This is a genomic window from Pleomorphomonas oryzae DSM 16300, from assembly GCF_000422965.1.
In the GTDB taxonomy this organism is placed as follows: domain Bacteria; phylum Pseudomonadota; class Alphaproteobacteria; order Rhizobiales; family Pleomorphomonadaceae; genus Pleomorphomonas; species Pleomorphomonas oryzae.
This window is the reverse complement of record NZ_AUHB01000004.1, coordinates 294105-314383: the sequence shown is the minus strand read 5'-3', so window position 1 is coordinate 314383 and position 20279 is coordinate 294105. Positions and strand designations below refer to the sequence as shown.

The window sequence follows — 20279 nt, the reverse complement described above, 5'->3', positions numbered from 1 at the left end:
TTTTGCATGACCTATTCCGCTTTCGACTGGACCGTCCCCGCGAGACGTGCCGTAAGTCGCGGTGAAATCTACCAAATCTAAATCGGTTTGATCGCTTCGGCGCCTTACGGTGCGTTTGGCCTTGCCCCCAAAGGACGATGGCAAAAAGTGCCGTGGGGATATGACATTAGCTCCCAAGCCTGCTAGGGAAACCCCCAACGTAGTTTCCCCTATGGAGCTTGCCGTGCCGATCACCAAGGTGCTTGTCGCCAACCGATCCGAAATCGCCATTCGCGTTTTCCGCGCTGCCAACGAGCTCGGCCTCAAGACGGTCGCCGTCTATGCCGAGGAGGACCGGCTGGCGCTGCATCGCTTCAAGGCCGATGAGGCCTATCAGATCGGGGCTGGCCTCGGACCGATCGAGGCTTATCTCAGCATTTCTGAGTTTCTGCGTGTCGCCAAGGAATCCAAGGCCGACGCCATTCATCCCGGCTATGGCCTCCTGTCGGAAAGCCCGGAGTTCGCCGAGGCTTGCCGCGACGCCGGCATTACCTTCATCGGCCCGTCACCCGAGACCATGCGCCAGCTCGGCAACAAGGTGGCGGCCCGCAATCTTGCCATCGAGGCGGGCGTGCCGGTGATGCCGGCCACCGATCCGCTGCCCGACGACATGGAAGTGGTCAAGGCGGAAGCCAAGCGCATCGGTTATCCGGTGATGCTGAAGGCCTCCTGGGGCGGCGGTGGCCGCGGCATGCGCGTCATTCGTGACGAGGCGACCTTGCTGCGCGAAGTGGTCACCGCCAAGCGCGAGGCCATGGCGGCCTTCGGCAAGGACGAGGTTTATCTCGAAAAGCTGGTCGAGCGGGCCCGTCACGTCGAGGTGCAGATCCTCGGCGATATCCACGGCAACATCGTCCACCTGTTCGAACGCGACTGCTCGGTGCAGCGACGCCACCAGAAGGTGGTCGAGCGGGCGCCGGCCCCCTACCTCACCGACGCCCAGCGCGCGGAAATCACAGGCTTTGGCGTGACGATTGCCAAGGCGGCCAATTATTACTGCGCCGGCACCGTCGAGTTCCTGATGGACTCCGACAGTGGCGCTTTCTATTTCATCGAGGTCAACCCGCGCATTCAGGTCGAGCATACCGTCACCGAGGAGGTGACCGGTATCGACGTGGTGCGCGCTCAGATCCGTATTCTCGAGGGCGCCAGGATCGGCTCGCCCGAGTCGGGTGTGCCGGTGCAGGAAGAGATTCGCCTGCATGGTCATGCGTTGCAGTGCCGCGTCACGACCGAGGATCCCGAGCAGAATTTCATTCCCGACTACGGCCGCATCACCGCCTATCGCGGTGCCACCGGCTTCGGCATCCGTCTCGATGGCGGTACCGCCTATGCCGGCGCGGTGATCACCCGCTTCTACGATCCGCTATTGGAGAAGGTGACAGCCTGGGCGCCAACACCGATCGAGGCGATCAACCGCATGATGCGTGCGCTGCGCGAGTTCCGCATCCGCGGTGTCGCCACCAACCTGACCTTCCTTGAGAGCATCATCTCTCATCCGAAGTTCCAGCAGAACCGCTACACCACCCGTTTCATCGACGAAACGCCGGAGCTGTTCCAACTGGTCAAGCGCCGCGACCGCGCCACCAAGCTCCTGACCTATATCGCCGATGTCACCGTCAACGGTCATCCTGAAACCCGTAAGCGTCCGAAGCCTGGCGAGGGCCCCAAGCCGGTGGTGCCGACCTTCTCCGGTGGCATCACTCCGGGGACCCGCGATTTGCTCACCTCGCGCGGGCCCGAGGCACTAGCGAAGTGGATTCGCGAGCAGAACAATGTCCTGATCACCGACACCACCATGCGCGACGGTCACCAGTCGCTTCTGGCGACGCGCATGCGTACGCACGACATGGCCAACATCGCGGAGGCCTACGCGCGTGGTCTGCCGGGACTGTTCAGCCTGGAATGCTGGGGTGGCGCAACATTCGACGTCGCCATGCGTTTCCTGACGGAGGATCCGTGGGAGCGCCTTGCCAAGATCCGTGACAAGGCGCCCAACATCCTCATGCAGATGCTGCTGCGTGGCTCAAATGGCGTTGGCTACAAGAATTACGCCGACAACGTCGTGCGGCATTTCGTGCAGCAGGCTGCCGCTAGTGGCGTCGATGTGTTCCGCGTGTTCGATTGCCTCAACTGGATCGACAACATGCGCGTCTCGATGGATGCCGTGCTCGACCAGGGCAAGGTGCTCGAGGCGGCGATCTGCTACACCGGCGACATCCTCGATCCCGACCGCGCCAAGTACGACCTGAAGTATTACGTCGGCATGACGCGCGAGCTGGAGCATGCCGGCGCTCATATCATCGCCATCAAGGACATGGCCGGCCTGTTGAAGCCGGCGGCCGCCCGCGTGCTGTTCAAGGCGATGCGCGAGGCGACCGACCTGCCGATCCATTTCCACACCCACGATACCTCCGGCATTTCCGCCGCGTCGGTGCTGGCAGCGGTGGAGGAGGGCGTCGATATCGTCGATGCCGCCATGGACGCCTTTTCCGGCAACACTTCGCAGCCTTGCCTCGGCTCGATCGTGGCGGCACTGGAAGGCGGGCCGCGGCCGACCGGCCTCGATCAGCAGGCCATCCGCCGCATCTCCTTCTATTGGGAGGCGGTGCGCAACCACTATGGCGCATTCGAGAATGACCTGAAGGGACCGGCTTCGGAGGTCTATCTCCACGAGATGCCCGGTGGCCAGTTCACCAACCTCAAGGAACAGGCCCGCTCGCTGGGCCTGGAGACCCGCTGGCACGACGTGGCCAAGACCTATGCAGACGTCAACCGCATGTTCGGCGACATCGTCAAGGTAACGCCGTCGTCCAAGGTCGTGGGCGACATGGCGTTGCTGATGGTCTCCTCGGCGCTGACCTCGGCCGACGTGCTCGATCCGGATAAGGACGTCACCTTCCCTGACTCGGTGGTGGAGATGTTCCACGGCGACCTCGGACAGCCGCCGGGGGGCTGGCCCAGGGATCTTCAGGCCAAGATCCTGAAGGGTGCGGAGCCGATCACCGTACCGCCGGGGTCGCTGATCCCGCCGGTCGATCTCGAGGTGACGCGTGCCGAATTGGCGGAGAAGCTGCCCTGGACGCCGACCGAGCAGGATCTTGCCAGCTACCTGATGTATCCCAAGGTGTTCCTGGATTTTGCCAAGTCGCAGGAAACTTACGGACCGACGTCGGTGCTGCCGACCCCGGTCTATTTCTACGGCATGCAGGCCGGTGACGAGCTGAACATCGAGCTCGAACGCGGCAAGTCGCTGGTGTTGATTTGCCAGGCGATCGGCGAGCCGGACAATGAGGGCATGGTCCGGGTGTTCTTCGAACTCAATGGCCAGCCGCGCATGGTGCGCGTGCCCGACCGGTCGAGCGCTGCCGCTGCCCAGACCCAGCGACGCAAGGCCGATGCCGGTGACCCGAACCATGTGGCAGCGCCGATGCCGGGTGTCGTGTCGACGCTGGCGGTGAAGCCGGGCCAGGTGGTGAAGTCCGGCGACGTGCTGCTCTCCATCGAGGCGATGAAGATGGAAACGTCGATCCACGCCGAGCGCGACGGCACCGTCGCCGAGGTGCTGGTCACGGCGGGCTCTCAGATTGACGCCAAGGATCTTCTGATCGTCCTCAAGGAGTGAGGCCTCAGCCCCAAGCCTGGAGCTCTAACGAATTGGCCGGCGAAAGCCGGCCTTTTCATTGTCGTGGTGTTTGATCCATTAGCCACGCAGCGCGGTGGCAAGCTCGTTCCAGCTGGCCTGATCCGGCGCCATCAACAGGCCACCGCTCCTGAGATCTGGCCGATAGGGTGACCCGTCGAGCAGCGCCGAGTAGCCACCAGCTTCGCGGTGGATCAGCCAGCCGGCTGACTGATCCCACGGCGACAGCTTGTGATAGTAACAGAAGTGAATGCGGCCATCGACGAGCAGCCGCATTTCCTGGCCGCCACAGCGATAGTTCATGGTGCCCCAGACGCGCCCAAACCCGGCCAGCAGGCGGGCTCGCTCTTCGGGAGTGGCATAGTACCAGCCGGCGCAGCCCTGCATGCCAGAAAGCGGCGCGGCCGGCGCCACCCGGAGCGGCCGGTCCGGCCGGCCATTGCCGGCGAGGAAGGCACCTCCACCGGCGATCGCGCAGGCGGCGTCGCCGCGCACCGGATCATAGATGATGCCGCCTTTGACTTCCCCGCGCTCGATGACCGAGATGATCACCGCGAAGGCGGGAACGCCGTTGGCGTAGTTGAAGGTGCCGTCGATCGGATCGACGACGACGGCGCGCGGGGCTTCCATCAGCCGATCGATCAGTGTCGGCTCACGTTCCATGACCTCTTCGCCGACGAACAGGAAATCGTTGCCCCAGGCGGCGCGGATACGTTTCTCGATCAGTTCCTCGGCAGCGACGTCGGCGATGGTCACGAAGTCCGAGGCGTGAGCCTTGGTCTTGATGTCGGCGGCGGTCAGGTTCGAGAAGTGCGGCATGATCTCAGTCTCCGCCGCTGCCTTGGCGGTGGCGACGAGAAAATCGATGTCCTGGCGGGTGACGGTCATTGCGAACTCCGGATTATCCGCAGGATGGAATGCACCCAAAGCACGACGGGAGCAAGACGGCAGGCTATGGTAAGCCCTTGCATTTCGCCCCGTTTCGCCCACCTTCTTCAAGGAATTAGGGAGAGACGCTGTGCGGGCACTTAGTCGCTTCATCGGCCCGTTCTGGCGGGCCGCTCTGACCTTCAACGCCGCCGATGGCTGGGCGATCGCCTCGCATGTGGCCTTGTCCTCCCTGATGGCCATTTTCCCCTTTCTGATTTTTCTGACCGCGATCGCCGCCTTCTTCGATCTCAGCGCACTTTCGGCCACCGTGGTGGCATTGCTTTTCGAAAGCGTGCCGGCCCGCATCGCCGCTCCCATCGCGAACGAGGTGAAGAATGTGCTGCTGGTACCGCGTGGTGATGTGTTGACCTTTGGTGTGGCTTTGGCGCTCTGGTTCGCTTCGTCGGGGGTCGAGGCGATGCGGGTCGGCCTCAACCGCGCCTACGGCATGGTCGAGAATCGCAATTTCGTCTGGCTCAGGCTCGAGAGCATCGGCTTCGTGCTGCTGGGCACGCTGACCTTCCTGACCATAGGCTTCCTGGTGGTTCTTGCGCCGGTGGCGTGGAAAGCGCTCGTGCATCTCGTGCCGGCCATCGATGACTTCGCCTGGACACTGACGCTCCTGCGCTTCGGCCTGACGCTGCTGATCGCCGGCGGAGGTCTGTTGGCCTCCCATCTCTGGCTGCCAGCCGGGCACCGTAGCATCATCGAAATTCTGCCGGGTGTCATCCTGACGCTCGCGGCCTGGATTGCCGGTGCCTATGGCTTCTCGCTCTATATCGCCGATTTCGCCAATTATGCTTCGACTTACGCCGGCCTGGCCGGCGTGATGACGGCCATTGTCTTTCTCTATCTGATGGCGCTCATTCTGCTCTATGGGGCCGCTCTCAACGCCGCTCTCGGCGAGCGGCGGCGGCGGCTTGCAAAGACTTCTTCGTCGGACGAACCATTGACATCCCTCTGGCCATGAGGGAAGCCGTAGGCTGCGGTTTCGCCGCCGGGCCAACCCGGCCGGCGGCCGTCAACACGCCAACCCTCAAGTATCGGTCCGGTCCTTTCGCTCGGACAACAGGGAGACAGCCATGTACACGCTCGAAATCGCCGGCATCGCGATTGCCACCACCGACGCCGACGAGGCGGAAGCGCGCGAAATCTTCGAGAGCGAGGACTTTCTCGACGACGTCCGCGGCTTCACGAGCGCCGGCACCCCGGTTTGGGACGGCGTTTCCGCCTTTGTCGTTCGTCCGGCCACCGAGGATGAGATCGACGCCTTCGGTGAAATCGAAGACTTCGAAGAGGAGGACATCGAGGGCGAGGAGGCTGATGAATTCGACGAGGAGGGCGCCAATATCATGTTCCTCGTCGACATCGACCAGTTCGACGACGAGGGAGAATGAGGTCGGTTCCTATGGAATCGGTCACGTCATGTCCGCAACAGCGCGAATTGGAATTCTCGCGCGCATAGGCTTGACTGAATATCTCAAGAATTCGGGCGGCGGCTTTACCGCCGCCCTTCCGGTTGCGTCTCGTTCTGGTCGGCCGGAGTGGCGCAGCAGCTGGCGCTGGCCTGTCCGGGGCGGCAGGAGTTGTCGATGAAGCGCGTGATGGAAGTGCTGAAAGAGGCGCGCCTTGACGAGGCGGCCGATCTCCTCGTCCGCGACAGCAGGCCGGAACTGGCCGGCCTCCTGAAGATGCTCTACGGCAAAGGCGCGGCGGAGGATGTCGTCGCCTACACGGCGAGCGAGCTGATCGCCTTCGCCGAGGGAGCGATGTCCAGCCTGTCGCTCAGGGTGCCGGGGATTCACTCCATCCGCATCTACACTCCGGTTTGGGACGACGAGGCCAGTCACCGCAAGGAAGTGACGGTCGTCGACATTCTCAACGACAACATGCCGTTCCTGGTCGACTCCGTGATGCAGGAGCTGACCGACGCCGGTATTGAAGTCCGCCTGATGGTGCATCCGATTCTCTCGGTGGTGCGCGGCATGAGCGGCCGGCTGCTGTCGATCGGCGAGGACCTGGACGCCAACCGCGAGAGCTTCATTCAGATCCACATCGCCCGACTGCCGGACGCCATTGCCGCCGCCCAGTTGGAAACCCGGCTCGATGGCCTGCTGACGGAGGTGCGGGCCGCCGTTGACGATTGGCCGCGTATGCAGGCGCTGGTCAAATCGGTCATCAACGTCTATCGGCACACGCCCCCGCCGCTGCCGCCTGAGGCGATAGCCGAGGCTGTCGAGTTTCTGAACTGGCTCAACGCCGACAATTTCACCTTCCTGGGCCTCCGCGAATATGTGGTCGGTGACGAAGGAAAAGGCGGCGAACTGCCAGCGCTTCTGAGTGCCGGCGCCGGCTACGGCCTGCTGCGTGATCCCGCGGTGCGCGTGCTGCGCCGTGGTCGCGAAATGGTGCAGGTGACGCCGGAGATCACCGAGTTTCTGCGGCAGACCGAACCGCTGATGGTCGCCAAGGCGAACGTCAAGGCACGCGTCCATCGCCACGCCTATCTCGATTACGTCGGCATCAAGCGCTATGCCGCCGATGGTCGGCTGATCGGCGAGATCCGGCTGCTCGGCCTGTTCACCTCATCGGCTTACACCCGATCCACCCATTCTATCCCCTATCTCCGCCGCAAGGTGGGGACGACCATGGCCCGCGCCGGCTTCGATCCGGAAAGTCACTCCGGACGGGCGCTGCGCAACATCCTTGAAAGCTACCCGCGCGACGAGCTGTTCCAGACCGACCTCGATACGCTCCTGGAGTTTTCGCTGGCCATTCTGGAGCTCGGCGAGCGGCCTCGCATTCGTGTGTTGGCTCGTCGCGACAAGTTCGATCGCTTCGTCTCTCTTCTGGTCTATGTGCCGCGCGACCGCTACACCACGGATACCCGGATTGCCATCGGCAACTATCTGGCCGAAGCGTTTGCCGGCCGCGTCTCGTCCGTTTATCCCGCCTTCCCCGAAGGGCCGCTCGCCCGCGTCCACTACATCATCGGTCGCGACGAGGGACCGACCCCCGCCGTGGCTCAGACCGAGCTGGAAGCAGCCGTTGCCCGCATTACCCGCAATTGGGGGGATGGTTTCGCCGATGCCTGCAGGGCGAAGTTCGGCCCGGCACGCGGCCGCAAGCTGATCGAGCTCTACGGGCGGGCGTTCCCCGAGGCCTATCGGGCAAGCTATGATGCCGAGGCGGCGGTGGCCGATGTGACGCTTCTCGAACTGTTCGTTGGCGAGCGCTGGACGGCGGTGGACTTGATCGGCGGCAGCCTGGCATCGCCGCGCGTCTCCATGCGCCTGATGAATCGTGGTGGACCGGTGCCGCTGTCAACTCGGGTACCCGTTCTGGAAGCCATGGGCTTCATGGTTCTCGAGGAGAAGACCTTTGAGATCGATCGTCCGGGCGAGATCATCGTGCTGCACGACATGGCGCTCCGCCGCGCCGACGGCGGCGATGTCGACCTTGCCCGCGATGGCAATCGGCTGAAGGCGCTGTTCATGGCGGTCTGGCTTGGTAAGGCCGACAGCGACCGGCTCAACGCGCTGACCCTGGTCGCCGGCCTCGGCTGGCGCGAAATCGCCATGCTGCGCGCGCTGTCCCGCTATCTCGGGCAGATCGGCCTCGCCCATGGCCACGCCTATGTTGCCGAGGCACTGGTGCGCAACGCCGGTGTCGCCGGCCTCCTGATCGCACTGTTCACCACGCGTTTCGACCCGGCCTTCTCAGGCGATCGGCCGGCCCGTCTCGCATCGCTGCGTCGTGACCTCGAGGCGGCGTTCAGGGACGTGCCGATCCTGGACGACGATCGCATTCTGCGGCGGCTGGCCAACCTGATCGAGGCGGCGACGCGCACGACCTTCTTCCAGATCGGTATCGACGGCGATCCGCATCCGGTGATGGCTTTCAAATTCGATGGCGCGCGCATCGACAGTTTGCCGGCGCCGCATCCCTTTGCAGAAATCTGGCTGCATGCTCCCGATGTCGAGGGCGTCCATCTCCGCTTCGGCAAGGTGGCGCGCGGTGGTCTGCGCTGGTCGGATCGGCCGGAGGACTTCCGCACCGAGATTCTCGGCCTCGTCAAGGCGCAGCAGGTGAAGAACGCGGTGATCGTGCCGGTGGGCGCCAAGGGTGGTTTCGTTGCCCGCCGCATTGCCACCGGTGCCGAGCGGGCGGCCGCCGGTGTTGCTGCCTATGAGCGCTATGTTGGAACACTGATCGACCTCACCGACAATATCATCGGCGATGCCGTGGTGCCGCCGGTCGGTATGGTCCGATATGATGGTGACGATCCCTATCTGGTGGTCGCCGCCGACAAGGGGACAGCCAGTTTCTCCGACATTGCCAACCGCATCGCTCTGTCGCGGGGCTTCTGGCTTGCCGACGCTTTCGCCTCCGGCGGCTCGGCCGGTTACGACCACAAGAAGATGGGAATCACCGCGCGCGGCGCCTTCGAGGCGGTGAAGCGGCATTTCCGCGAACTGGACCTTGATGCCGAAGCCGATTCCTTCACTGCGGTTGGCGTCGGTGACATGTCGGGCGACGTGTTCGGCAATTTCATGCTGCTGTCACCGTCGCTGAGGCTGGTTGCCGCTTTCGACCATCGCCACATCTTCATCGATCCCATGCCCGACGTCGAAGCAGCGCTTGCCGAGCGACGGCGGCTGTTCGCCCTGCCGCGTTCGAGTTGGGCCGACTACGACCCGGCGAGTCTGTCGACCGGCGGCGGCGTTTTCTCACGGACGCAAAAGTCGGTCACACTGTCAGCCGAGGCTCGGGCGGCGCTTGGCATCGAGGCTGCAAGCCTCAGTCCGGATGAGCTGGTCGCTGCGATCCTCAGGGCGCCGGCCGACCTTCTGTTCTTCGGCGGCATCGGCACTTTCGTCCGGGGCGATGGCGAGAGCAACGTCGAGGCTGGCGACCGCGCCAACGACGGCGTTCGCATCCCGGCCCGCGAGCTCAGGGCACGCGTTGTCGGCGAAGGCGCCAATCTCGGGATGACGCCGCGAGCGCGCGTCGATTTCGCCCGGCGCGGTGGCCGCGTCAATTCCGATGCCATCGACAACGTCGGTGGCGTCGCCACCTCGGATGCCGAGGTCAACATCAAGATCGCGCTCGGGCGGGCGATGGCCGCCGGTCGGCTGACGCTTGCCGAGCGTGATGAGCTGCTGGCCAGCATGACCGACGACATTGCCGTCGGCGTATTGCGGCTGTGCCGCCGGCAAGTGGTTGCGCTTTCCGTGACGCGGGCGCGTGGGTCCGGCGAGCTGCCGCGCCTGATGCGCCTCTCGGCTCTGCTCGCCGAGCGAGGGCTGCTCGATCCACACCGTGAAGGCCTTCCCGACGAAGTGACGGCGGGCCGTCTTGCCGCCACCGGCGAGACATTGTCGCGGCCGGAGACTGCCATCCTGATGGCGCATGCCAAGCTGATGCTGGCCGATGATCTGCTGGCCGGCCGGTTGATCGATGATCCTGCCCTCGGCGATTGGCTGACCCATGCCTTCCCGCAAGCCATGCGGACGCGTTTTGCCGAAGACATCGCCGCTCATCGCCTCGCCCGCGATATCCTGGCGACCCGTGTCGCCGGTGCCGCCGTGGACGCCGCTGGACCCACCTTCGTCAGCCGGCTCAACGATGAGGCTGGGGTCGATGCCGAGGCAGCTGTGCGGGCGCTTGTCGTTGCCGCGGCAGCCTTTGGTACCGATGCGGTAACGGCTGAAATCGATGCTCTCGAGGGGAAGGTTGCCGGCGCCGTCTGGGTGGAACTCCGCCGCCGCGTTGCCGATTTTCTCACCGACGCCGCATTGTGGGTGGCGCAGAACGGGACGCCTGAGGGCGAACTCGCTGCCGCCATCGAACGGCTTGCCAGCGGTGTACGCCGCTTCCGCGAGAGTGCACCGGCTGGCGCGGCCGATCCGGAGCTGGTTGCTGCCGGTGTGCCCGAGCCGCTGGCAACCCGTCTTGCCAGCCTGCCGGCCGAACTCGGCAGCCTCGATCTCATCGTCATCGGCGAAGAGGTGGGCCGCGCCGTCGACGAGGTGTTACCGGTGATGACGGCGATCGATGAGGCGATTGCCGCCGATCTCGTCGCCCGTCTGTCGGCGGTGGTTCGGCCGACCGATCTCTATGAGGGGCAGGCGGCGGAAATCGCTCGCCGCACCTTCGCCGCCGCTCGCCGGCGTATCGTCGCCGCGGCGATTGCCGAGGGCGGTGCCGACCTCTGGACAACGGCCCGCGAAGCACGCATCGGCCGCCTGAGACAGCTCATCGGCGATCTGCTCGCCGGTGCGCCGACGGTGGCCAAGCTGACGGTGGCAGCCGGACTTATCGCCGAACTTGCCGAATGACCGCCGCCACCGGTGCGTTTCTTCGTTGCATTCGGTGGTGACAGGCGCAATCATGACGGTGACGTGACGATCACCGTCGGAGGTGCGCTTGAGCGGCGAGATCAACGAGGGAGCAACCGAACCGGCAAATCTGATCGCGCTGGCGCGCGGGGCTCCGCAAACGCCAGCGCCGGCGGGTGCCCGCCCGGTAACGCGCGAAACGCCTTATGTCGCGTTCGACCGTCACGAGCTGTCCGAGATATTGAAGATCTACGGCCGCATGGTGGCCGCCGGTGAATGGCGCGACTATGCCATCGATCATCTTCCCGATCGCGCCGTCTTCTCGATCTTCCGCCGCACGTCGGAAGTGCCGCTCTATCGTGTCGAGAAAAATCCCAAACTGGCCCGCCGGCAGGGCGCCTATTCGGTGATCGCCCAGACTGGCATGATCCTGAAGCGCGGCGGCGAGCTGGCCCGCGTGCTGCGCGTCATCGACAAGTCCTGGCTCTCTGTCGCTGAATGAGTCAGGGGCAGGGATTGCCGAAGCGCTGATGCAGGTCGTCGACGGCCGCCTGCATGTCCGCCGTCCACGCAAACTCCGCGGCAGCGAGATTGTTGGTCAACTGGTCCTCGGCACTCGGCCCGATGATCACCGAGGTCACCGTTGGCTGGTTCATGGCAAAGGCGATGGCGAAGGTGACCGGATTGGCGCCGAAGCGATGGGCGAGGTCGACATAGGCGCCGATCGCCGCGTCGGCATGTGGCTTTTCATAGCGCTGCAGACGATTGTACAGGGCCTTGCGGCTCGATGCCGGTAGCGCGCCGTTGCGATACTTGCCGGTAAGGTAGCCCTGGGCCAGCGGAGAGTAGGGCAGAAGGCCGATCTCCTCCCGAAGGGCGATCTCGGCAAGGCCTCCCTCCCAGGTGCGATTGACGAGGCTATAGGCGTTCTGCACCGAGACGGGGCGCGGCCCGACGCCGTGTTCGGCAGCGCCCAAGAAACGCATCAGCCCATAGGGGCTCTCGTTGGAAAGGCCGAAGTGGCGGATCTTGCCAGCGGCGATGAGTTCGGCGAAGGCGGCGGCCGTCTCTTCGATGGCCGTCTCGTCATTGGCCGGGACGAAGGGCTTGAAGCGCGAGGGCATCGTCCCCCAGTCGGAGACCACGCGGTCTGGCCAATGGATCTGATAGAGATCGATGTAGTCGGTTCTCAGCCGGCGGAGCGATTTCTCCACGGCCTCGAAGATCTGCGCTCGGATGAGGCGGGTCGGCGCGCCATCGTCACGGAACCAATCGTTGGCGCTGCGGCCGCAGACTTTCGTCGCCAACACGACGTCGTGGCGACGACCGTTGGTAGCCAGCCAATCGCCGACGATCGTCTCGGTCGCGCCTTGTGTCTCACGCTTCGGCGGCACCGGATACATCTCTGCGGTATCGAGGAAATCGATGCCGAAGCCGACGGCACGATCAAGGATGGCAAAGGCTCCTTCCCTGGCGGTCTGCTGGCCATAGGTCATAGTGCCCAGGCAGAGGGGCGTGACGAAAAGATCCGAGCGGCCGAGGCGGCGTTTCTGCATGAAAAGGGCTTTCTTTGAGATCAGTCGATGTTGGGAATGAGCGCCAGGAGGTCGGTGACGCCCACGTCGATGCCGGCTTGGCTGAGCAGCGTTGTCACCTGGCCGCGATGATGGGTCTGATGATTGAAGATATGCGACAGGACCGACGACAGCAGCTTGCGGTTCGGTGTGCCGTCGGTGCGGCGATAGCTGAAAATGCCGCCGAGGTCGGCCTCGGTCAGGCCGTCGGCGAAACCGACGATCAATCGGTCGATGTGCTCGCGGATCGGTCGCAACTCGGAAAGATCGTTGGAGACGATGAAGCGAATACTGGCCGGCTGCGGCAGCCCGGTGAGATCGATGCGGCCGACAAACGGGGGATGGACAGCAAGGCGGCCGAACCAGATGAGGTCGGCAGCCGCGAGATGATTGAGCGTGCCGAGGATCGAACCGAAGAATGCACCGCGATCTCGCGCGAGTTCGTCGGCCGTCAGTCGCTCGGCGGCGTCGTAGACCTTGGCGTTCATCCACGCATTGTAGGACGCCATCAGGCGAAAATGGTCGAGGCTGCTCACGTGTCTTCCCCCGCTCGCGATGTGCCCGAAGGATTGTGAATATCAGGCCTTGCTCTTGATCCGCTCGATCAGTGCCTCGACGGAGGGCAGGATGTGGTCGACGATGATTTCCACTCCGGCGGCGTTGGGATGCATGCCGTCGGCCTGGTTGAGGCTGGTATCGCCGGCGACGCCGTCGAGGAAGAAAGGATAGAGCAAGGCGCCATGTTTCTTGGCCAAGTCCGGGAAGATCGGATCGAAACGGGCGGCATAATCGGTGCCGAGGTTGGGTGCCGCTCGCATGCCTGTCAGAAGTACGGGCGCGCCGGTCTCACCGAGACGCGACATGAGCTCCTCGAGGCTTTCGCGCACCAAGGCCGGGTCATGGCCGCGCAGCATGTCGTTGGCGCCAAGCTCGACGATGACGCCATCGGCGCCGTCGGCCAACGCCCAGTCGAGACGGGCAAGGCCGTCGGCCACCGTGTCGCCGGAGACGCCAGCGTTCACGATGTCGACGTCATAGCCACGTTTTTTGAGCGCGGCTTCCAGACGATCGGGAAAGGCCTCTTGGCTAAGCACGCCATAACCGGCGGTTAGACTGTCGCCGAGCGCGACGATGCGCATGGGTTTGGACTCCGCGCTGACAGTGCAGGCGAAGAGGGCGAGAACGAACGCAAATATCCGATGTCTCACGGCCTTTTGACCCTGCTTGCAATGGTTTCCGGGCGGCCCATATGACAGGCTCGGGCTTTCTTCGGCAAGCCCTGCCGAAGTCACCTGTGCCTGAACCCGCCCCAACTCCGGAAGTTCCGTCCTTGCCCGATCCCGCCATCGCACTGGCCGACGTCGACCTCAGTCTCGGCAACGGCGCCGCTCGTGTCCATATCCTGAAAAACCTCTCGTTCTCCATCGAGGCCGGCACCAGCGTCGGCATCGTCGGGCCGTCGGGCTCGGGCAAGTCGACGCTTCTGATGGTGCTCGCTGGTCTCGAACGGGTCGACGGCGGCGTCGTCACGGTCGGCGGCGAGCGGCTCGATCGCATGAACGAGGATGCGCTGGCCCGCTTTCGCGGTCGCTCCGTCGGCATCGTCTTCCAGTCGTTCCATCTGATGCCGACCATGACGGCGTTGGAAAACGTCGCGGTGCCGCTGGAGCTCAGCGGCCGGCGCGACGCTTTCGAACGGGCGCGCACCGAGCTCGAAGCGGTCGGTCTCGCCCACCGGCTCGATCATCATCCGGCTGAATTGTCCGGCGGCGAGCAGCAGCGCGTCGCCATTGCCCGGGCGCTTGCTCCGGAGCCGTCGATCCTGATCGCCGACGAACCCACCGGCAACCTTGATGCCGACACCGGCCGCGACATCATTCGCCTGATGTTCGAAGCCAGGGCGCGGCGCGGGGCGACGCTGATCCTGGTGACCCACGACCGGGCATTGGCCGATGCCTGCGATCGCCGCATTGTCATGCGGTCCGGCGAAATCGTCGAAGACATTCGCTCTGAGGCGGTTCTATGAGTGGCGGCGCGCCGGGCTGGCCGGTGGCCTTCCGTCTCGCCGTCCGCGAGGCGCGAGGCGGTCTTTCCGGCTTCCGCATCTTCATCGCCGCCATTGCGTTGGGTGTCGCAGCGATTGCCGCCGTTGGCTCGACCAGCCGGGCGATCACCGAGGGCATTGCCCTGCAGGGCCGGGAAATCCTCGGTGGCGATATCGCGGTGCGCTTCGGTGGCGAGGTGCCGCCCCAAGATGTGCTGGCCGCTCTTGGCACGCGCGGTCGGCTTTCAACGGTGACGCTGGTCAATTCCATGGCGCGGCGCACCGACGGCGAGGCTCAGGCGCTCGTCCGGATCAAGGCGGTGGATGACGCCTATCCGCTCGCCGGCGAGCTGCGTCTCGACGGTGGCGGTCGGCTTGCCGACGCCCTTAGGCCGGCGGCGGATGGGGCGATTGGCGTGGTTGTCGAACCGATCCTTGCCGACCGTCTCGACGTGAAGGTGGGCGATCGGATCGCCATCGGTCGGGCGACTGCCGAAGTGCGAGGGCTGATTGAAAAGGAGTCCGATCAGGTCGGCACCGGTGTCGCCTACGGCCCGCGCGTCATGATGAGCCGGGCAGCACTCGCGGCAACCGACATCGTTCAGCCGGGGAGCCTGGTTGAAACCACGGTGCGCATCGCCTTGCCCGATGGAACGACCGATACCGCCGTGGCCGCCATCGCCGCTGAAGTCAAGGCCGCCCAATCCGACAGTGGTCGGCGCGTGTCCACCCGGCTCGACGCGGCACCGGGCCTGGAACGCAATGTCGACCGCTTTTCGGAATTCCTGACGCTGGTCGGTCTCACCGCGCTGATCGTCGGTGGTGTTGGTGTCACCAATGCGGTCAAGGCGTTCATCGACCGGAAGCGCGACACGATCGCCACGCTGAAGGCGGTGGGCGCGCCGGGCCGCTTCGTGGTTACCGTCTATTTGATCGAGATCGGCGTCATCGCCGGCATCGGCGTGGTGCTCGGCCTCGCTCTCGGCCTTGTGCCGCCGTTCTTCGCCGGGGGGCTGATTGCATCCGCGCTCGATCTGCCGATCAAGATCGGCGTCTATCCGGGCGAACTGCTGCTGGCCGCCGCCTATGGCTTCCTTACCGCTTTCGCCTTCGCCATCTGGTCGCTCGGTCGAGCCCACGACGTGCCGGTTAGCGCGCTTTTCCGCGAGAAGGTGGCGCCTGAGCGACGTCTGCCACGCCGTGCCTATGTGGTGACGACGGCGGTTGCCATCCTGCTTCTCGCCGCACTCGCCATAGCCGCCGCATCCGATCGCTTCGTGGCGGGTATCTTCGCGCTGTCGATGGCAGGCATCTTCGTCGTGCTGACGGGTGTCGCCGGATTGATCCGCCGGTTGGCCGGTCGCATTCCGGCAGTTGGCTCTGCCGAGTTCCGTCTGGCCTTACGGAATATTCATCGGCGCGGCGGCCTGACGCTGTCGGTCGTTCTCTCGCTTGGCCTGGGGCTGACGTTGATGGTGGCGCTGGCGCTGATCGACACCGGCCTCAGGCGACAGCTCACCTCCACCTTGCCGGCAAAGGCGCCGACCTTCTTCGTTCTGGATATCCGTTCAAACGAGCTCGATGCCTTTTCCCGCCTGGTAGAGGCGACGGTGCCGGGCACAACGCTTGAGACGGTGCCGATGCTGCGCGGCCGCATCACTGCGCTGAAGGGCGTTCCGGTCGACAGGATCGACGCGCCCGAGAGTGCGCGTTGGGCGCTTTCGGGTGACCGGGGCATAACGCTGTCGGCCGAGCCGCCGGCTAATTCGGTGCTCGCCTCCGGTGCCTGGTGGCCTAGGGATTACAAGGGCGAGCCGCTGGTGTCCTTTGAAGATCAGCTGGCACGCGAGTTCGGTCTTTCGATCGGCGACACGGTCACCGTCAGCGTGCTCGGTCGCGAGATTACCGCCAAGGTTGCCAGCACGCGCAAGGTCGAATGGCAATCGCTCAGCATCAACTTCGTGATGGTATTCTCGCCGAATACCTTTGCCGGAGCTCCCTATTCAGTGCTGTCGACGGCGGCCTTGCCAGGTGGTGGCGATCGGCAAACCGAGGGGCGGCTGATCAAAGCGGTGGTCGCCGCCTTCCCGACGGCGACCATGGTGCGTGTCAAGGATATGCTCGCCACCGTCAATGATCTGGTGTCCTCGCTGACGCTGGCGATCCGTGCCGCCGCGTCGATCGCGCTTGCCGCCTCGGTGCTGGTGCTGGCCGGCGCTCTGGCGTCCGGCCATCGTCAGCACGTCTATGACGCCGTCCTTCTCAAGACATTCGGAGCGACGCGCGCCCGCGTTCTCCTGGCTTTCGCGCTGGAATATGCGGCGCTCGGTCTTCTCACCGCCATTTTCGCGCTGATAGCCGGCGCGGCGGCCGCCTGGGGTGTACTGACCGGCATCATGGACGTGCCGGTCGACTTCAATCCTTGGGTGGCAATGAGCGCGGTGGCCGTGGCGCTCGTTTTGACCATCGGGCTCGGCCTGCTCGGCACCTTCCGGGCGCTGTCGGCCAAGGCGGCGCCCATTCTGCGGAATCTTTAAATCTTCGTCATGTTCGGCGGCTGCTCGGGTGCCGCCCTTGAGCTTTCCCCGGTGTGCGCCCATATTGTCTTCTCGGGCAGGGGAGGCTCGTCCTCCCCATAGCCTTGAGTTTCTAGAGAAGGATCAAGACGCCAATGGCATTCCCTGAACGCAACATCCCCTCGGGCTACGGTTCCCGGGCCTATTCCGCGGAGATCGATCAGGGTCTCCGTAGCTATATGCTGTCGGTCTATAACTACATGGCAATCGGTCTCGCCGTGACCGGTGGCGTGGCGGCTCTGGCCGCCAATGCCGCTGTGGCGACCTGGGATCCGATCACCCTGACCTCCTTTGGCGCGGCCCTCTATACCAGCCCGCTGCAGTGGCTGGTCATGCTGGCCCCCATCGGTCTGGTGATGGTGTTCTCCTTCGGTATCCAGCGCCTCAGCATGCCGGTGGCGCAGGGCCTGTTCTGGGCTTTTGCGGCCCTGATGGGTCTGTCGCTGTCGTCGATCTTCCTGGTCTACACCCAGCAGTCGATCACACAGGTGTTCTTCATCTCGGCCGCCGCCTTCGCCGGCCTCAGCCTCTATGGTTACACGACCAAGCGCAGTCTCAGCGCCATGGGTTCGTTCCTGATCATGGGTCTGTTCGGCCTGATCATCGCCTCGCTGGTCAATCTGTTCATGCAGTCGTCGGCGATGCAGTTCGCCATCTCGATCATCGGTGTCGGCATCTTCGCCGGTCTGACGGCCTACGACACGCAGACCATCAAGGAGATGTATTACGAGGGTGACGACAGCACGACCATGGGCCGCAAGGCGATCATGGGCGCCCTCAATCTCTACATGGACTTCATCAACCTGTTCCTCATGCTGCTTCGCCTGATGGGCGACCGCCGCTGACGAGAACTGAAGAGGTCCTGACTAAAGATGCGGCGCCGGGTCTTCCCGGCGCCGTTTTCGTTTGAGACAGAGGCCTGAGCGTGCGATCTAGGGTCCGGCGCACCATGGCGCCGATCGTTCCGGACTCGACCATGCTGACTATTCGTCCCGCCCGCGCAGCCGACATTTCTGCGATCGCTGCCATCTATCAAGAGGCCGTCCGCACCGGCACCGCTTCATGGGAGCTCGAACCACCCAGTGACGCTGAGATGCTGAAGCGCTTCGAGGCCATCACCGGCGGCGGTTATCCCTATCTCATCGCCGAAATGGGCGGGGTTCTCGCCGGCTATGCCTACGCGAGCGCCTACCGGCCGCGCCTCGCCTACCGCTACACCGTCGAGAACTCGATTTACGTCGATCCAACCCGCCAGGGGCAAGGCATCGGCAAACGCCTTTTGCAGGCACTCATCGATGACTGCGCCCGGCGTGGCTTCCGGCAAATGATTGCGGTGATTGGCGATAGCAGCAATGTCGGTTCGCGCAAACTGCACGCCGCTCTCGGCTTCACGCTTGTCGGGGTCGCCCCGGCGCTCGGCTACAAGTTCGATCGTTGGCTCGATCAGGTGCTGATGCAGCGGGCGCTGGGCGACGGCGAGCATTCGGCGCCCGGCGATCTCTCGCGAAGCTAAAACAAAAGCCGCCGCGAGGGTATCGCGACGGCTCATAAATCATGCTGCTATAGCGCTCAGGCGGCCTTCTTGGGCTTCAAGAGGCCGCGATTGATCAGCACCTCGGCGATCTGCACGGCGTTGAGCGCGGCGCCCTTGCGGAGATTGTCGGACACCACCCACATGGTCAGGCCGTTCTCCACCGTGATGTCCTCGCGAATGCGGGAGATGTAGGTGGCGTCTTCACCGGCTGCCTCGTAGGGGGTGATGTAGCCGCCGGGCTCATGCTTGTCGATGACGAGACAGCCGGGAGCTTCGCGCAGGATCGAGCGGGCTTCGTCGGCGCTGATCGGCTGGTCGAACTCGATGTTGACCACTTCCGAATGGGAGACGAACACCGGCACGCGCACGCAGGTGGCGGTCAGCTTGATCTTCGGATCGAGGATCTTCTTGGTCTCCGCCATCATCTTCCACTCTTCCTTGGTAAAGCCGTCTTCCATGAAGACGTCGATATGCGGAATGAGGTTGAAGGCGATGCGCTTGGGAAACTTCTTCGCTTCGACAGGATCGGAGACGAAGATGGCGCGAGTCTGGGTGAACAGCTCGTCCATCGCGTCCTTGCCGGCGCCCGACACCGACTGGTAGGTCGACACGACCACGCGCTTGATGTGGGCCTTGTCATGCAGCGGCTTCAGCGCCACGACCAGCTGGGCGGTGGAGCAGTTGGGATTGGCGATGATGTATTTCTTGGTGAAACCGGCGACGGCATCGGCATTCACTTCCGGAACGACCAGCGGCACGTCTTCGTCGTAGCGCCAAGCCGAGGAATTATCGATGACGACGCACTTCTGAGCGCCGATCTTCGGCGACCATTCCTTGGAGATCGATCCGCCGGCCGACATGACGCAGATGTCGACGTCGGAGAAGTCGACGTGCTCGAGCGCCTGCACCTTCAGCGTCTTGTCGCCGAACGACACTTCGGTACCCTGGCTCCGGCGCGACGCGACGGCAATCACCTCGTCGGCAGGAAAGCCTCGCTCGGCGAGGATCGAAAGCATTTCGCGGCCCACGTTTCCGGTGGCACCGACCACAGCGACCTTGTAACCCATGTTGGACTGACCTTCTGAAAGTGTGGCTTGCGCCGTAAAAGTCGTCCCCCGCCTTGCTTGGCGGCCGGTCGCTCTTCAGTCTGTCAGGGAGACGTTCGAGGAGGCCACCATCCGCCTCCTCCAACCCCGAGGACGACGGTGCGGGGCGAGGAAGCGTCGATCACGTCGTGGTCGTTTTCGTCGTCGCCGTTTTCGTCATGGCAAGCCCGGCCGGGACATTGCCCAGCGCGAAAACCGCCTGACGGGAACCATTCGCGAACGACATGGACCATTCCTCTCTCGAATGTCCGGCTTTATGGCCGAAAGGGCAGGGCGGGTCAAGACGAATCGGGACGGGTGCATGGGATGGCCAGCCCATCACGCAGTGAGCGTGTCGCCCTGTTTTCCAAGGCATATCCGAGACTTCTCCGCACTACTACCTAGGCAGATCACGTGCCATGCATGAGGTAAAACAAGCAATCCTTTACCTGCTGGGTTGTAGACCACTCTATGATTCCCGTTTGTGGGACATATGGATTTGAGGCGAGGCGA

General features: G+C 64.1%; 14 protein-coding genes. 9 read left to right on the top strand and 5 right to left on the bottom strand.

Annotated elements, in window-relative coordinates:
- Positions 1 to 223 precede the first annotated feature (223 nt).
- A complete protein-coding gene (pyc, locus tag G522_RS0109115; protein ID WP_026790776.1) occupies positions 224 to 3664 on the top strand; it encodes a pyruvate carboxylase in 3441 nt (1146 codons plus the stop codon).
- A gap of 78 nt (positions 3665 to 3742) precedes the next feature.
- Here pyc and G522_RS0109110 read toward each other — a convergent pair whose 3' ends face one another.
- Positions 3743 to 4570 (bottom strand): inositol monophosphatase family protein, encoded by an 828-nt coding sequence (locus G522_RS0109110; RefSeq protein WP_026790775.1) that lies wholly within the window; start codon positions 4568 to 4570, stop codon positions 3743 to 3745.
- Positions 4571 to 4700: 130 nt separating this feature from the next.
- Here G522_RS0109110 and G522_RS26225 point away from each other — a divergent pair, with 130 nt between their 5' ends.
- The 4 genes from G522_RS26225 to G522_RS0109090 all read left to right on the top strand — a co-directional run bounded on the left by G522_RS26225 (position 4701) and on the right by G522_RS0109090 (position 11455).
- Positions 4701 to 5582: a YihY/virulence factor BrkB family protein gene (locus G522_RS26225; protein ID WP_036838622.1), complete on the top strand. Its 882-nt coding sequence runs from the start codon at positions 4701 to 4703 to the stop codon at positions 5580 to 5582.
- Between the two features lie 112 nt (positions 5583 to 5694).
- Positions 5695 to 6009, top strand: coding sequence for a hypothetical protein (locus G522_RS0109100; RefSeq protein WP_026790774.1), 315 nt, complete (start codon positions 5695 to 5697; stop codon positions 6007 to 6009).
- Positions 6010 to 6204: 195 nt separating this feature from the next.
- Positions 6205 to 10953 carry an NAD-glutamate dehydrogenase gene (locus tag G522_RS0109095; protein ID WP_026790773.1) on the top strand — a complete coding sequence of 1583 codons (4749 nt, stop codon included), beginning with the start codon at positions 6205 to 6207 and terminating at the stop codon, positions 10951 to 10953.
- 88 nt (positions 10954 to 11041) lie between these two features.
- Entirely contained in the window at positions 11042 to 11455 is a 414-nt protein-coding gene (locus G522_RS0109090) for a DUF2794 domain-containing protein (protein ID WP_425414051.1), read from the top strand.
- A gap of 1 nt (position 11456) precedes the next feature.
- Here G522_RS0109090 and G522_RS0109085 read toward each other — a convergent pair whose 3' ends face one another.
- The 3 genes from G522_RS0109085 to G522_RS0109075 are packed head-to-tail and all read right to left on the bottom strand — an operon-like array spanning position 11457 to position 13666.
- On the bottom strand, positions 11457 to 12509 hold the full coding sequence (locus tag G522_RS0109085) for an aldo/keto reductase (protein ID WP_026790771.1): 1053 nt from the start codon (positions 12507 to 12509) through the stop codon (positions 11457 to 11459).
- Positions 12510 to 12529: 20 nt separating this feature from the next.
- Entirely contained in the window at positions 12530 to 13063 is a 534-nt protein-coding gene (locus tag G522_RS0109080) for a DinB family protein (protein ID WP_026790770.1), read from the bottom strand.
- A gap of 42 nt (positions 13064 to 13105) precedes the next feature.
- Positions 13106 to 13666, bottom strand: a complete 561-nt coding sequence (locus tag G522_RS0109075; RefSeq protein WP_156886883.1) for an arylesterase — start codon at positions 13664 to 13666, stop codon at positions 13106 to 13108.
- 191 nt (positions 13667 to 13857) lie between these two features.
- On the opposite strand from G522_RS0109075, the gene G522_RS0109070 reads away from it, so the two are divergent.
- The 4 genes from G522_RS0109070 to G522_RS0109055 all read left to right on the top strand — a co-directional run bounded on the left by G522_RS0109070 (position 13858) and on the right by G522_RS0109055 (position 18660).
- A complete protein-coding gene (locus G522_RS0109070; protein WP_026790768.1) occupies positions 13858 to 14553 on the top strand; it encodes an ABC transporter ATP-binding protein in 696 nt (231 codons plus the stop codon).
- Positions 14550 to 17108 carry an ABC transporter permease gene (locus G522_RS0109065; RefSeq protein ID WP_026790767.1) on the top strand — a complete coding sequence of 853 codons (2559 nt, stop codon included), beginning with the start codon at positions 14550 to 14552 and terminating at the stop codon, positions 17106 to 17108. Before G522_RS0109070 ends, G522_RS0109065 begins: the two co-directional genes overlap by 4 nt.
- A 134-nt stretch (positions 17109 to 17242) precedes the next feature.
- Positions 17243 to 17992: a Bax inhibitor-1/YccA family protein gene (locus tag G522_RS0109060; protein ID WP_026790766.1), complete on the top strand. Its 750-nt coding sequence runs from the start codon at positions 17243 to 17245 to the stop codon at positions 17990 to 17992.
- A 131-nt stretch (positions 17993 to 18123) separates the two neighbouring features.
- The gene (locus G522_RS0109055) at positions 18124 to 18660 is read left to right on the top strand and encodes a GNAT family N-acetyltransferase (protein ID WP_036838732.1); all 537 of its coding nucleotides are present in this window, start codon (positions 18124 to 18126) and stop codon (positions 18658 to 18660) included.
- A gap of 56 nt (positions 18661 to 18716) precedes the next feature.
- Here the strand turns inward: G522_RS0109055 and G522_RS0109050 are convergent, their stop codons facing one another.
- Positions 18717 to 19748, bottom strand: a complete 1032-nt coding sequence (locus G522_RS0109050; protein WP_026790764.1) for an aspartate-semialdehyde dehydrogenase — start codon at positions 19746 to 19748, stop codon at positions 18717 to 18719.
- Positions 19749 to 20279 lie beyond the last annotated feature (531 nt).